We start from the raw sequence: 14,459 nt of genomic DNA, 5'->3' as shown, positions 1-14,459 counted from the left end.
AGTCGTGCCGCGAGTTCACCTCCCCCGCTTGCGGGTGAGGTCGGATCGCATCGTTAGATGCGATCCGTTTTTCTCCACCTGAAGAGTCCCGCCGCGGAGACACCCTCACCCCGCCCTCTCCCGCAAGCGGGAGAGGGGGCGCGCCTCCGTGGTGGCTTAGCTCCCGCGCTAATCGGCGCGGTCGCTGTAGGCGAGCTTGACGACGTGGTCGCGGATATCCGGCGGCCAGTTGGCGATCTCGCTGACGAAGCGACGGCGGTCGTCGGCGAACAGCGCGCGCGAAGCCTCCTCGAAGTTCGGCAGGTCGCCCGCCATTGCCGACATGAAATGGTAGGCGGCATCGCGCGCGGCGCGCTGGCGATCGCGGTCGCCGCTCAAGCGGCGGGCCTCGTCCACAAGCTTGCGCAGCGCGACCGAGGCGCCGCCTGGCTGCGCGTTGAGCCACTCCCAGTGGCGCGGCAGCAGCGTCACCTCGCGCGCGACCACGCCGAGCTTCGGCCGGCCACGGCCGCGCGGTTCGCTCGGCTGCTCTTCCGACGCTTCGCCTGGTGAAACCGATGTCGGCAGCCTTGCCAGGATCTCATCGTCGCTCCCGCGAAGGTCGAGATCGACGGCGCGGCCGGTCCGGTCGGAGAAGATCGCGATCGGCTCGGCAGTCTGGTCGGCCCGCTTGACCGCCAGCGCGACCTCGGGGAGGGCGCCTGAGGCAAGGCGGCGCTGGCCCTCGAAGGCTGTAAATGTCTGATTCATCTGAAATATCCGATTGATCCGCGTTTCGTAATTAATACCCGGATATAATTTGGATGTCAATATCACCCGGGTAAATAATTTCGTCTGCTTGGCCTGATCGCGAATCCGGCGATTGCCTGATAGGGAACGCTCGGTTCTTTGTTTTTCGGGGGGCACCGTGCTGACCGTTCATCATCTCAACAATTCGCGCTCGCAGCGGGTGCTGTGGCTGCTGGAAGAGCTCGGCGTGCCCTATGAGATCGTGCGCTATCAGCGTGGGCCGGACATGCGCGCGCCAAAGGAGTTGCTGGCGGTGCATCCGCTCGGCAAGTCGCCTGTCATCACCGACAACGGCAACACCATCGCGGAATCCGGCGCGATCGCCGAATACATCCTCGCCACCTACGGCAACGGACGCCTGATCCCGCCGCCGGAGACGCCGGAGCGGCTGCGCTATACCTACTGGCTGCATTATGCCGAGGGTTCGGCAATGCCGCCGCTGCTGCTGAAGCTGCTGTTCACGATGATGCCGAAGCGCGCGCCCGCGCTGCTGCGGCCGCTGGTGCGCAAGGTCACCAACCAGGCGCTGACGGTGCTGGTCAATCCGCAGCTCAAGCAGCACATGGCGTTCTGGGAGGCGGAGCTCGGCAAGAGCCAGTGGTTTGCGGGCGACGAGTTCAGCGCGGCCGACATCCAGATGAGCTTTCCGCTCGAAGCCGCTTCCGCGCGCGCCGGGCTGGAGGAAGGCCACCCCAGGTGCATGGCGTTCCTCGAACGCATTCACGCGCGCCCGGCCTATGCGCGCGCGCTGGAGAAGGGCGGGCCGTATCAGGTGGGGCGGTAGGCGCACGCCGTCATTGCGAGGAGCGAAGCGACGAAGCAATCCATGTCTCCGCAAGTGGTGAAATGGATTGCTTCGCTTCGCTCGCAATGACGGAGGGCCACTAGCGCGCCACCGCCGCGATCACCTCTTTCACCAGACGCGCCAGGCCACGGATGTCGCCGGTCGGATCGACGCTGTCGCCGAGGCGCACCACGACGAGATGCTGCGTCGGCATGATGACGATGCGCTGGCCGAGATCGCCCGACGCAAAGAAAGCGTCGCTGGGAATGCCGAGCGCGATACGGGCCCTGGCGCCCGCATGTTCGCTGCGGTTGGTCCAGAAACCCGCGCCATAGCTGGTCTTCAACGTCGCAGCGGCGGAAAAGTCCACCCAGTCTTCGTGCAACAGGCGCTTGCCGCCGACCACGCCGTCATTGAGATAGAGCAGCCCGAAACGCGCCCAGTCCCGCGCGCTCGCCAGCATATAAGCGGTGCCTTGCAGCGTACCGCTGCCGTCGAATTCCAGCGTGACGCTGCGCATGCCGAGCGGGTTGAACAATTCGCGCCAGGCGAAGGCGAGCGTCTGCTCGGGACCGCCGACGGCATCGCGGATGATCCGCGCCAATAGTTGTGTCGACGGGCTCGAATAGTGCCAGCGCGTGCCGGGCGGGGCCATCAGCGGCGCCTTCACCGCAAAGCCCGCCATGTCGTCGTGCAGATAGACCATCTGGCTCGAGGGGTCGAAGCCTGAATTGGTCTCGTCCAGCGCCAGCCCCGTGGTCATGCGCATGAGGTGCTCGACCTCGATCTCGCGACGCGGATCATTCCGGCCGCGCCATTCCGGAATCGGCGCCGGCATCGACGGCGTAACCAGGCCTTGCTGGGTCAGGATTCCGATCAGCGCATTGATCACCGACTTGGTCATGGAAAAACCGAGCAGCGGCGTGTCGACACCGATGCCGTTCGCGTAGCGCTCGGCGATGACCTTGCCGTTATGGACGACCACCACCGCCTTGGTGCGCCGGAACGGCGGCTCGGCCGGCTCCTCGAAGGCATGATCGAGTGCCGCTTTAAGCGCCGGGTCCGACGGCTCTACAGGTTCAGGGCCTGCGATCTCCTCAAGTAGCGGCGGCGCTTTGGTCACCTTCAGCGCGTCGATATCGCTCTTGAGCAAATAGGGCGCCTTCGCCCCGTGCAGCAGCACGCATCCGAGCCCATCGTGAAAGACGGCGCGGCTTGTCAGCCACCCCGCCACCGACGCATCGATGGTCCTGCCGGTGCGGTCGAGCGCAAAACGAAGCAGCGGACGCAGCCTGCGGATGCCGGCACGCTCGATCGTTTCCGAAAAAACTGTCTCCGGATCGAGGCCGGAGACGAACACCTTGGAGCAGACATTGTGCGCGACCGCGCCGGTTACGACGCGAATGGCGCGATCAGGACGGAAGTAGACGGCAACCGCCACCGCGGCGGCGACAGCAATGGCTGCCGCGATCCATTTCTGCCAGCCCACAAATTCCTCCGCCCTGCAGCTGCGGTGGTTTCTATCGCGACTTCGAGGCTCCGCCATCGGAGGGCAGCGGCTGCACGGTCACGCCGGGCGGCGGGACGTCGTCGTCGGGCACGAAGAAATCCGACATCAGCGCGACCTCCGGGTCGACGCGGTAGCGGTCGAAATCGCGCACGCCGCTGTCATAGAGCACCTTGTCGTCGATGCAGAAGCGTCCGGTGAATTCGCGCGCCGGTTTGGTCAGGATGGCGTGCGCGGCATCACCCATGATCTCGGGTGTGCGGCTGGCGCGCATCATGGCGTCGCCGCCGAGGAGATTGCCGACTGCGGCGGTGGCGATCGTGGTGCGCGGCCACAGCGCGTTGACGGCGACACCGGCCGATCGCAATTCGCCCGACAGCCCGAGCACGCACATGCTCATGCCGAATTTCGCCATGGTGTACGCGGTGGAGTGCTCGAACCACTTCGCTTTCATATCGAGTGGCGGCGACAGCATCAGGATGTGCGGGTTCGCCGCCTTCTTCAGATGCGGGATGCAATATTTCGACACCATGAAGGTGCCGCGGGTGTTGATACCCATCATCAGGTCGAACCGCTTCATGTCGGTGGCCTGCGAGTTGGTCAGGCTGATCGCGCTCGCATTGTTGACGCAGATGTCGATGCCGCCGAATTCCGCAACGGTCTTGTCGATCGCGGCGATGACTTGCGCTTCGTCCCTGATATCGCAGACCACAGGCAAAGCGTTGCCGCCGGCGGCGAGGATCTCGTCGGCGGCGGTGTAGATCGTGCCTTTCAGTTTCGGATGCGGCTCGGTGGTCTTGGCGGCGATCGCGATATTGGCGCCGTCGCGTGCCGCCCGCAGTGCGATTGCGAGGCCGATGCCGCGGCTCGCACCGGTGATGAACAGCGTCTTGTCCTTCAGCGACGTCATCCGAACCTCCCGTTCGAGTACGAAATGCCTTTGCCTAATTCACTCCCGCCGCAAGCTCAGTGCACCTCTCCCGCTTGCGGGGGAGGTCGGTGCGCAGCACCGGGTGGGGGCTCTTTCCGCTGCGGGACTCTACCTTGAATCACGGCGGTTCAACCCCGTGGAAACACCCTCACCCCGGCCCTCTCCCGCAAGCGGGAGAGGGAGTGCAGCTCGATCTCATCATGCCTTATCCATCCGCATGCAGCACGCGTCCTCGTGTCTCCGGCAGCGCGTAGGCGGCCAGGAAGAATACAGCGTATGCGGCGACCGCGAAAATCGCGATTGCATTGGCGAGCGAGGTCGTGGTCGAGAGCGCGCCGACGAGATAGGGGAACAGCGCGCCGATGCCGCGGCCGAAATTATAGCAGAAGCCCTGGCCGGAGCCGCGCAGCCGCGTCGGATAGAGCTCGGTCAGGAACGCGCCCATGCCGGAGAAATAGCCCGAGGCGAAGAAGCCGAGCGGAAAGCCCAGCACCCACAGCAATTCGTTGCTGATCTCGACCTGCGTATAGACCAGCACGACCGCGATGGCGCCGAGCGAGAAGGTCAGGAACAGGTTCCGGCGGCCGATGCGGTCGGCGAGCCAGGCGCCGACGAGATAACCGATGAAGGAGCCGATGATCAGCGCGGCGAGATAGCCGGTCGAGGTGACGATCGAAAGGTGACGCTCGGTGGTGAGAAAGCGCGGCACCCAGAAGGTGATGGCGTAATAGCCGCCCTGACAGCCCGTCGCCGCCAGCGAGGCCAGAATGGTCGTCTTCAGGATCGGCCCGTGGAAGATCTCCCACAGCGAGGGCCGATCGCCCTCGGCCTGCTGTTTTTCGCGTGTCGCGGCCGCGATCTCAGGCTCGGTGACGTAGCGGCGCAGATAGAATACCAACAGCGCCGGCAGCGCGCCGATCACGAACATCCAGCGCCACGCGGTCTCCGCTGGAAGGATCGAGAACAGGATCGCCTGCGCGAGCACCGCGAGACCCCAGCCGATGGCCCAGCCCGATTGCACCGAGCCGACCGCGCGTCCGCGATATTGCGGCCGGATTGCTTCGCCCATCAGCACCGCGCCCGCCGCCCATTCGCCGCCGAAGCCCAGGCCCAGGATTGCCCGCGCGATCAGGAGCTGATCGAAGTTCTGCGCGATTGCGCAGATCAGCGAAAAGAACGAGAACCAGAGAATGGTGATCTGCAGCGTCCTGACGCGACCGATGCGATCGGCAAGATAGCCGCCGAGCCAGCCGCCAATGGCAGATGAGAGCAGCGTCACGGTGCCCGCAAGGCCGGCGGTGCCGGCATCGACCTTCCACAGCGTGATGATGGTGCCGATCACGAGCGGATAGATCATGAAATCCATGCCGTCGAGCGCCCAGCCGGAGAAGCAGGCCCAGAAGGTGCGCCGCTCCTGCAGGTTCATGTCGCGATAGAAGGCGAGCAGGCCGGTGTCGTGGATTTCAGCGACTTCCATCGCTTTCGATGGATCCGATGTCGTCATGCGTGAAGTTCTCCGGGAGTTTCTTATTGGCCGGGCCTATCGCACGCGACGCGTTCGCGGGAAAGGTAAATTTATCGCGATAGTTCCGCAAACGCAGGCCTATGGCCGTGCCGATCTCCGGACCGCACCGTCATTGCGACCGAAGCGAAGCAATCCATGCCGCCGCGTGGAGAGAGATGGATTGCTTCGCTGAGCCTGGCATCGGGCGGCGCTGCGCGCCGACCCGGTGGCTCGCAATGACGAGGAGAGCGCGCGCGGCCCAGCCCATAAATTGCGATCAATATCCCGCGGCCTCGGCGCCGCGGGTGCGAGGATCGGGGGCGCCGAGCAGGCCGTTCGACGTCACCAGGATCGAGTTGGCGGAGGAATAGCCGAGCGGCTCGACGAGCTTGTGGCCTTTGGCGCGGAGCTCGGCCAGCACATCGTCGGGAAATCCCTTCTCGATCCGCACTTCATCCGGCAGCCATTGATGATGCACGCGCGGAGCGGCGACCGCAGCGGCGATATTCATCTTGTAGTCGATGACATCGACGATCACCTGCGTCACCGCTGATATGATGCGGCTGCCGCCGGGTGTGCCCGTCACCAACACCGGCTTGCCGTTCCTCAGCACGATCGTCGGCGACATCGACGACAGCGGCCGCTTTCCCGGACCCGGCAGGTTGGCTTCGAAGCCGACCAGACCGAATGCATTGGAGGCGCCGGGGGCGGCGGTGAAATCGTCGAGCTCGTTGTTGAGCAGCACGCCGGTGCCCTCAGCGACAAGACCGACGCCATACGGGAAGTTCAGCGTATAGGTGTTGCTGACCGCATTGCCGTGCGCGTCGACGACAGAGTAGTGCGTGGTGTTGGAGCCTTCGCGCTGCGGCGCCGCCGCAATCGCTTCGGCCCAGGGCGTGGCGCGGGAAAGGTCGATGGTGGCGCGCTGTTTGGCGGCGTAATCCTTGGCGAGCAGGGCGACCGTCGGCGCGTTGATGAAGGCGGGGTCACCGAGATAGCGGGCGCGATCGGCATAGGCGCGCTTCATGGCTTCGATCATGACATGGAGCGAGGCGGCGGAGCCCTGCTTCATGTCCGACATCTGGAAACCTTCGAGGATGTTCAGGATCTCCAGCAGCACGATGCCGCCCGAGGAGGGCAGCGGCATCGAGACGATGTCGTAGCCGCGATAGGTGCCGCGCACCGGCGCACGGATCACGGGCTGATAGGATTTCAGATCATCCAGCGCCATGATGCCGCCGGCATCAGTGACAGCCTTGACGAGCTTTTCCGCGACCGGTCCTTCATAAAAGCCGCGTGGGCCCTGCTCGGAAATCGCGCTCAGCGTGGTCGCAAGATCGCTCTGGATCAGCGTATCGCCGTCGTGCAGCGGCGAGCCGTCGGTGCGGGAGAACGTCCTGGCCGCGTTCGCCCAGCGCGACATGCGCCGATACATGTCCGGCAAGGTGTCGGCGATATCGTCGGCAACCGGAAATCCATCGTGCGCCAGATCGATCGCGGGCTTCAGGAGTTGCGCCAGCGTGAATTTTCCGGAACCATATTTCTCAAGCGCGAGTGCGAGACCGGCGACCGTGCCGGGCACGCCGATGCCGAGCGCGGAATTGCGCGACTTGTCAGGATCGGGCTTGCCCTCGGCATTCAGGAAGATGTCACGGGTAATGGCCCCAGGGGCGGTCTCGCGATAGTCGATCGCGATATCCTCGTTGCGGTCGGCGAGGTGAATCACCATGAAACCGCCGCCGCCGATATTGCCGGCGCGCGGATAGGTCACCGCCATGGCAAAGCCGGTCGCGACCGCCGCATCGACGGCATTGCCGCCCTGGCGCAGGATGTCGGCGCCGACGCGGGCTGCGAGCTTCTCCTGCGCCACCACCATGCCATGTTCGGCGGCGACGCCGTGCATGGTATCGGCGGCGGGCGGCGTGTAGAAGCGACGTTGCTCCTGCGCAGCCGCCGGCACGATCGCGAAGACCACCAGCACGATGGCCGCGACGATCCTGCGCCAACTGGTTGAGGAAACTGTCATCAATATTTCGCCGCGGTTGGAGCCGAAGTGAAGTCCTCGCGTAAGCGCCGCATGCTATATGGATTTGAGGTGCACAGGCAAAGCGCCAGTTCGTGATTGGGGCAGGGACGATTTTCGCATGGACATGGCGATCAGCGAGGCGGGCAACGCGGAGTTGCCGAAGGCATATCCGGGCCGTGGCGCCGTCGTGAGCTGGATTTTTTTCGACTGGGCCGCGCAGCCCTATTTCACGCTGATCACGACCTTCGTGTTTGCGCCCTATTTTGCCGGCTTCGTCGCGCCCGATCCGGCGAGCGGCCAGGCGATGTGGGGCTTTGCCACCGCTGCCGCAGGGCTCGCGATCGCGCTGCTGTCGCCGGTGCTCGGCGCCATTGCGGACGCCAGCGGCCGGCGCAAGCCGTGGATCGCGGGCTTCGGCGCGCTGCTCGTGCTCGGTTCCTCCTTGATGTGGATCGGCCGGCCCGGCGATGCCAGCATCATCCCGTCGCTGCTGTTCGCCTATGCGCTCGCCTCGGTCGGCGCGGAATTCGCCACCGTTTTCAACAATGCGATGATGCCGACATTGGTGCCGCCGAACAGGATCGGGCGACTCTCAGGAACGGGCTGGGCCACCGGCTATGTCGGCGGCGTGCTCAGCCTGTTCCTGGTGCTGGGCTTCCTCGCCGCGAACCCGGAGACCGGCCGCACACTGCTCGGCCTCAAGCCACTGTTCGGGCTCGATCCCGCCACCCATGCGGGCGACCGCATCACCGGGCCGTTGACCGGCCTCTGGTTCATCCTGTTCGTGACGCCGCTGTTCCTGTTCACGCCGGACTATCCGGCGAAGCGGCCGGTGCGGCAGGCGCTGCGCGAGGGCTTGCGCGAATTGAAGCAAACGCTCGGCGAACTGCCGAAGCGGAAATCGGTCGCGACCTTCCTGCTCGCCAACATGATCTATGCCGACGGGCTGGTGTCGCTGTTCGCGTTCGGTGGCATCTATGCCGCCGGCACCTTCGGCTGGCGCACGATCCAGATCGGGACGTTCGGCATCATCCTCGCGATTGCCGGCGTGTTCGGCGCCTGGCTTGGCGGCAAGCTCGACGATCTCCTGGGGCCGAAGCGCGTGATCGCGGGCAGCCTGGTCATCCTCTTGTTCTCGATCACGGCAATCCTGCTGGTCGACAAGGATTCGGTCCTGTTCGTGCAGGTCGCGCCGCCCGAGCCGGGCGGCCCGCTGTTCGCCGGCGCGGCGGAGCGCGCCTATCTCGTGCTCGGCTGTCTGATCGGCGCCGCCGGTGGGCCGCTGCAGGCAGCCTCGCGCACGCTTCTGATCCATCTCGCGCCGAAAGATCGCATCGCGCAGTATTTCGGACTGTTCGCGCTGACCGGCAAGGTGACGTCCTTCATCGGCCCGCTTCTGATCGGCCTCATCACAGCGGCAACCGCGAGCCAGAAGGCCGGCATGGCGGTGCTGGTGCTGTTCTTCCTCGCGGGGCTCGCGCTATTGACTCGGGTGCGCGATTAAATCCCGCCGTCGTCCCGGCTCAAGGCCGGGACGACGGCGTGTAGCGTGGATGGCGCGCACGCGGGCTACGCTTACCGGCTCAATGCCGGAAATGCCTGATGCCGGTGAACACCATGGCGATGCCGTGCTCGTCGGCGGCCTTGATTACTTCATCGTCGCGCACGGAGCCGCCGGGCTGGATCACCGCGGTGGCGCCGGCCTCGATGCAGGCGAGCATGCCGTCGGCGAAGGGGAAGAAGGCATCGGAGGCGACGACCGAGCCCTTGGTCAGCGGCTCGGCAAGCTTCAATTCGGCTGCGGCGTCCTGCGCCTTGCGCGCGGCGATGCGGGCGGAATCGACCCGGCTCATCTGGCCGGCGCCGATGCCGACGGTCGCAAGGTCCCTGGCGTAAATGATGGTGTTCGATTTCACGTGCTTTGCAACGCGGAAAGCGAATTGGAGATCGCGCAGCTCGGCATCCGACGGCGCGCGCTTCGTCACCACCTTCAGCGCCATGTCGTCGACAACGGCGTTGTCGCGGCTCTGCACTAGCAGGCCACCGGCAACCGTCTTGGCGGTGAGGCCGACGCTCCGCGGATCGGGCAGGCCGCCGGCGAGCAGAAGACGGAGATTCTTCTTCGCCGCGACGATCTTGATCGCCTCATCGGTCGCGTCAGGTGCAATGATGACTTCGGTGAAGATCTCGGTGATCGTGCGCGCGGCTTCCGCGTCGAGCGTGCGGTTGACGGCGACGATGCCGCCGAACGCGGACGTCGAATCGCAGGCGAGCGCCTTGCGATAGGCGCTGACGAGATCCGTGCCTTCGGCGACGCCGCAGGGGTTGGCGTGCTTGACGATGACGCAGGCGGCAGTGCGTCTGGCATCGAACTCGCCGATGCATTCATAGGCCGCATCGGTGTCGTTGATGTTGTTGTAGGACAGTTCCTTGCCCTGCACCTGCCGTGCGGTGGCGACGCCCGGGCGCTTCTCCGGCGTGGCGTAGAACGCGGCGCTCTGGTGCGGGTTCTCGCCGTAGCGCAGCTTCTGGATCAGCCGCCCGCCAAAGGCGCGGAAATCCGGCACCTCCGTCTCGAGCTGTTTCGCAAACCAGTTCGAGATCGCCGCGTCATAGGCCGCAGTGCGGGCGTATGCTTTCGCGGCGAGTCGGCGGCGAAGCGCGAGCGTGGTTGCGCCCTTGTTGGTTGCGAGCTCGTCGAGTACCGCCGGGTAATCCTGCGCCTCGACGATCACCGCGACGTCGTCGTGGTTCTTCGCTGCAGCGCGGATCATCGCCGGGCCGCCGATATCGATGTTCTCGATGCACTCCTCGAAGCCGGCGCCCTTCTCGACAGTCGCCTCGAACGGATAGAGATTGACGACGAGCAGGTCGATCGGCGCGATGCCGTGGGCCTGCATCGCCGCCGCATGCTCCTTGTTGTCGCGGATCGCGAGCAGGCCGCCATGCACCTTGGGGTGCAAGGTCTTGACCCTGCCGTCCATCATTTCAGGGAAGCCGGTGAGGTCGGAGACATCCTTCACCTTGAGGCCGGCGCCGGCAATCGCTTTCGCGGTGCCGCCGGTGGAGACGAGCTCGACGCCACGGGCGGCGAGCGCGCGGGCAAACTCGATCAGGCCGGTCTTGTCGGAAACGGAAAGGAGGGCGCGGGTGATGCGGCGGGTCGTGTCAGTCATGGGCAAGATCCTCTGTCAGGGAGTACCTATGCCCAGGCGCGCGGCAGATCTATCCCGCGCTTCCCGATGGTGCTCCATCCAAGGTCGCCAGTCGCGCGAGCGAATGCTCGTTAGCAGCTTTCGACGATTTTCACAACGGCCCAAAGCGCTTGGACGGCGCGCGTCCAGATTCTTGTTTTGACGCGTTTTCTGCGCAGATAAGTCTACGCAATCTGCGTAAACTTGATTGCTATGCGAACCGGTATCTACCCTCGGATCAAGTCCGAGGGCATGCTTCGCTCAAAAACGCTCTACAGCGGCAGTTCCGGCTCGCGGCGGGCGTTGCGTCGGGCATTGGTCTGTGACGGCGAGGTGGTGGAGCGTACGAAGCTCCAGCGGATGGTGGAGACCTGCCTGGCATCCTGCCGGATCACGATCTGAGAGGTGCGGCGCGGGCCGTCATTGCCGGCAAGGAACACGCTGTCTTCGAGATCGACCTTGTCGTCGAGCGCCTCGAAGGTCCAGACGTCGCGGTTCGGCAGCACCAGCATCACGCCGCGGGCATCCGAAAGCCGGCTCGCCTTCACCGACGGATGCAAATGAAACCGTAGGGCATATTCGCTGTCGTGGCCGCGGATGCGGCCGCCCGATGGCGGTGACAGCGTGTCCTCGCCGTCGAGCCTCGAGCCGTCTTGCGCCGCCATCAGCACGCGGTGGTGGATGAGACCGAAGCGCGAGAGGTAGCCGTCATGCGAGGTGGTGAGGACATCGCCATTGCTCGTCACCTCGCGATAGCTCTCGACATTGCTCGGACCGCTGGTGATCGGCGCGCCCTTGAGCAGGCGCTTCATGGCCGACATCTCCACGAACTGGCAGGATGAGGTGTCGTGATAGGTCAGCGTCGAATGCGCCGCGGTCGAGCGCGCAAACGGCCGCCAATTGTCGCGGCCGGTGGCCGGCATGCCGCAATTGACGACGATCCGGCTCGGTCCGGACGAAAGCTCGAACGACAGACAGCCGGCATGGGCATCCTGGCTGACGCTCGGCGGTGGCGGCGGGCCGGTATCGATGATCACGGTCATGTTGCCGGCATCGAGCCGCTGATAGCCGGTATGCGGCATGCTCGCCATCGGCGCGCCGTGGGCGTCGTCATAGGCCAGGAGCGTGGCGACGAGGTCGGACGGCGCGGTGCTCATGCCGTTGAACAGCGCGAAGCTGCCGTCGCCATGGCGGAAGAAGCGCAGCATCGGCATCATGCGGTCGATGGCGTTGAGCAGCGCCGGCGGCGGGGCGATGTTCCGGGCGGCAAAGGTCTGGCGTAGCGGCAGCATGTCGCTGAGCAGTTCCACCAGCGCGCCGGGATTGCGCGAGATATGGCCGCCGTCGGGCAGGATCTGCCGCTGGAATTCGTCGGACAGCCGTCGCGTCGCCGAGCGGATGTAGCGGGCCTGGTTGGCAAGGCAGAGCGAGGCGTAGCAGAGCGCGATCAGGACCTGCAGCCGCGGCACGCCATCGGCGACATCGAACATGCCGTAGCGCAGATAACGGATCTCGCGGCCGAGCCCGCGCAGATATTTTCGGTAGAATTTCCCGTCGGTATCGCTGAGCACCAGCGGCGCCTGCGACAACAGCGAGATGACGCGCCGCGCCCTTACGTCGGCACGGCGCTCCAGCGGCCGCTTGCGGGAAGCGTTCGACATCCAGTCGTCGATCAGGGAACGCGCATTGGCCCGGGTGAGGGCGGTATCGGCGACACGCAGATGCCGCAGCCAGCCGAAGCCGAGCAGGGCCGCCTCCCAATCCTCCGACGGTGGTTCGAGGTCGAAGATCGAGCGGCCGTGGCAGGTCACGATCTTGCCGGCGAACACGAAGCGGCCGGCATAGATTTCCGCGGCACGGGTGGCGTCCGCCGTGCGCAGGTCATGCGGGGCGATGATCAGGCGGTCGGTGCGGCCGGGCCACAATCGCGACAGCGCAACGGTTCCACCGCTGGCGCGCGCCGCCACGCTGCGCGCGAAGCGGCCGGCAATCAGCGTCGAGATACGTCTGCGTTGAGCGACGGACACACCTAACCTTTGAGGGGAGGAGAGAGCCTAGCGAATCCTTTTAATCCGGAAACGCCGCCAAGACACCATCTTGAAACGGCGCGAATCAGGTGAAGCGCGATCCGGAACGGTGGCACGGGTTTTCCGCGCGACAAGCGCAAGGCGTTTGCGCTGGGATCACGCTCAAATGACGACGAAAATCCAATGAAATCAGGATTTAACCAGCCGCGCGGCGTAAAATCCGTCCAATCCGCCAAGCTTGGCATCGACATGGGGCAGATGGCTGGGCAACGTGCGCAAGTCGCCGTCGGCGGTGATGAGCTCGGAGAGACCGGCGACTTCGCTTGGGGTGATTGGGACGCGGCGCAGGCCTGATTCGCTCCCGAGCAGCGCCGCGATGGGCTGCTCGCCCTCTTCCGGTTCGAGCGAGCAGGTGCAATAGACCAGCGTTCCGCCTGACTTGAGCAGCGTGACGGCCTTTTGCAGCAGCCGCTTCTGCAGCGCGGCCAGGGTCGCGATGTCGGCCTCCTGTCGCAACCAGGCCACGTCCGGATGGCGGCGAATGGTGCCGGTCGAGGTGCAGGGCGCGTCGAGCAGCACGCCGTCGAAGCCGCCAGCGTCGCCCGGCCACTCGATGGCGTCGGCGACGATGCACTCAGCTTCGAGCCCAAGCCGCGCAAGATTGTCACGCAGCCGCGCCATCCGCGCCGGCGAGCGATCGACGGCGGTCACCTGCGCGCCAGCATAGGCAAGCTGCGCCGTCTTGCCGCCGGGCGCGGCGCAGAGATCGGCGATGCGCTTGCCTTTGATGTCGCCGAACAGCCGCGCCGGAAGTGCGGCGGCAGCGTCCTGCACCCACCATTGCCCTTCTGGAAAACCCGGCAGCATTGTCACTGAGCCATGCAACAAGGTGCGCACGGTTCCCGTCGGCAATGTCTCGCCGTGCAGCCGGCTCGCCCATTGCGCCGGATCGGATTTCACGGTGAGGTCGAGCGAGGGCTCGCTCGCGACGGCAAGCGCCATTTCGCGCGCGACGGATTCGCCGTAGTGGGCGGTCCAGCGCGCGAGCAGCCAATGCGGAAGATCCAGCGTCTGTGTCTTGACCTCCTCGACCAGCGTATGGCCCTCGCGCGCGCAGCGGCGGAGCACGGCATTGACAAGGCCGGCATATTTCGCGGCGCGCCGATCCGATTGCACGAGCCGCACCGACAGATCGACCGCGGCATGATCGGGGACGTCCATCCAGAGGATCTGCGCGGCACCGATCAAGAGTGCGCTCTGCGCGCGCGGCGCGTCGGTGGGGATGCCGCGATCGAGCAGGCGCGACAAGACATGGCCGAGAGTTCCGAGCCGGCGCAGGATCGTCGACACCAATCGCCGCATCAGCGCGCGATCGCGATCGGCAAGCGTCTTCAGGCCGGGATGGGCGCCGGTGCCGTCGAGCTGGTCGTCGAGCGTGCGATGCTTGTGCAGCACGCCGTCCAGAATGTCGGCTGCGATCCGTCGCGCCGCGAGGCCGGGCACTTCGATCGATGCTGCAAATCTTGAAGGAGGCATGGAGCGGAAATATCTCAATCGGGGAAAGCGGATAGCGCCGCGGCTCATGCCATCGTGCGGGGAGAGACAAGAGCTGTGGCATGCGAATATGCCAAATGTAAGAATCGGTCTTCTAATTTCGTGATCGTGATGCCAAAGCTTTACGGCTGTCCGCGATATAA

General features: G+C 65.3%; 10 protein-coding genes and 1 riboswitch. Of the genes, 2 read left to right on the top strand and 8 right to left on the bottom strand.

Features of this window, described 5'->3' with window-relative positions; all coding sequences use genetic code 11:
• Positions 1 to 168: 168 nt before the first annotated feature.
• Entirely contained in the window at positions 169 to 750 is a 582-nt protein-coding gene (locus I6F35_RS24675; RefSeq protein ID WP_225120257.1) for a DUF2239 family protein, read from the bottom strand.
• Between the two features lie 157 nt (positions 751 to 907).
• Between I6F35_RS24675 and I6F35_RS24670 the strand changes: the two genes are divergently transcribed.
• Positions 908 to 1,573 carry a glutathione S-transferase gene (locus I6F35_RS24670; RefSeq protein WP_225120256.1) on the top strand — a complete coding sequence of 222 codons (666 nt, stop codon included), beginning with the start codon at positions 908 to 910 and terminating at the stop codon, positions 1,571 to 1,573.
• A gap of 100 nt (positions 1,574 to 1,673) precedes the next feature.
• Here I6F35_RS24670 and I6F35_RS24665 read toward each other — a convergent pair whose 3' ends face one another.
• The 4 genes from I6F35_RS24665 to ggt form a co-directional block, all read right to left on the bottom strand.
• Positions 1,674 to 3,062 (bottom strand): serine hydrolase, encoded by a 1,389-nt coding sequence (locus tag I6F35_RS24665; protein ID WP_225120255.1) that lies wholly within the window; start codon positions 3,060 to 3,062, stop codon positions 1,674 to 1,676.
• Between the two features lie 31 nt (positions 3,063 to 3,093).
• Complete coding sequence (locus tag I6F35_RS24660; protein ID WP_225120254.1) at positions 3,094 to 3,990, bottom strand: NAD(P)-dependent oxidoreductase; 897 nt, start codon at positions 3,988 to 3,990, stop codon at positions 3,094 to 3,096.
• A 226-nt stretch (positions 3,991 to 4,216) separates the two neighbouring features.
• Complete coding sequence (locus I6F35_RS24655) at positions 4,217 to 5,515, bottom strand: MFS transporter (RefSeq protein WP_225120253.1); 1,299 nt, start codon at positions 5,513 to 5,515, stop codon at positions 4,217 to 4,219.
• 277 nt (positions 5,516 to 5,792) lie between these two features.
• Positions 5,793 to 7,541, bottom strand: coding sequence for a gamma-glutamyltransferase (ggt, locus tag I6F35_RS24650; RefSeq protein WP_225120252.1), 1,749 nt, complete (start codon positions 7,539 to 7,541; stop codon positions 5,793 to 5,795).
• 124 nt (positions 7,542 to 7,665) lie between these two features.
• Here ggt and I6F35_RS24645 point away from each other — a divergent pair, with 124 nt between their 5' ends.
• Positions 7,666 to 9,045 (top strand): MFS transporter, encoded by a 1,380-nt coding sequence (locus I6F35_RS24645; RefSeq protein ID WP_225120350.1) that lies wholly within the window; start codon positions 7,666 to 7,668, stop codon positions 9,043 to 9,045.
• A 79-nt stretch (positions 9,046 to 9,124) separates the two neighbouring features.
• Here the strand turns inward: I6F35_RS24645 and purH are convergent, their stop codons facing one another.
• The 3 genes from purH to I6F35_RS24630 form a co-directional block, all read right to left on the bottom strand.
• Positions 9,125 to 10,717: a bifunctional phosphoribosylaminoimidazolecarboxamide formyltransferase/IMP cyclohydrolase gene (gene purH / locus I6F35_RS24640; protein WP_225120251.1), complete on the bottom strand. Its 1,593-nt coding sequence runs from the start codon at positions 10,715 to 10,717 to the stop codon at positions 9,125 to 9,127.
• A 23-nt stretch (positions 10,718 to 10,740) separates the two neighbouring features.
• A riboswitch (ZMP/ZTP riboswitch) is annotated at positions 10,741 to 10,822 on the bottom strand.
• Between the two features lie 185 nt (positions 10,823 to 11,007).
• The gene (locus I6F35_RS24635) at positions 11,008 to 12,762 is read right to left on the bottom strand and encodes a heparinase II/III family protein (RefSeq protein ID WP_225120250.1); all 1,755 of its coding nucleotides are present in this window, start codon (positions 12,760 to 12,762) and stop codon (positions 11,008 to 11,010) included.
• A gap of 189 nt (positions 12,763 to 12,951) precedes the next feature.
• Positions 12,952 to 14,298, bottom strand: a complete 1,347-nt coding sequence (locus I6F35_RS24630; RefSeq protein WP_225120249.1) for an RsmB/NOP family class I SAM-dependent RNA methyltransferase — start codon at positions 14,296 to 14,298, stop codon at positions 12,952 to 12,954.
• Positions 14,299 to 14,459: the final 161 nt, after the last annotated feature.

Origin of the sequence: Bradyrhizobium sp. BRP22 (assembly GCF_020194175.1) — a bacterium.
Lineage (GTDB): Bacteria > Pseudomonadota > Alphaproteobacteria > Rhizobiales > Xanthobacteraceae > Bradyrhizobium.
The sequence above is the reverse complement of the archived record's forward strand: the minus strand, read 5'-3'. Positions and strand labels throughout refer to the sequence as shown.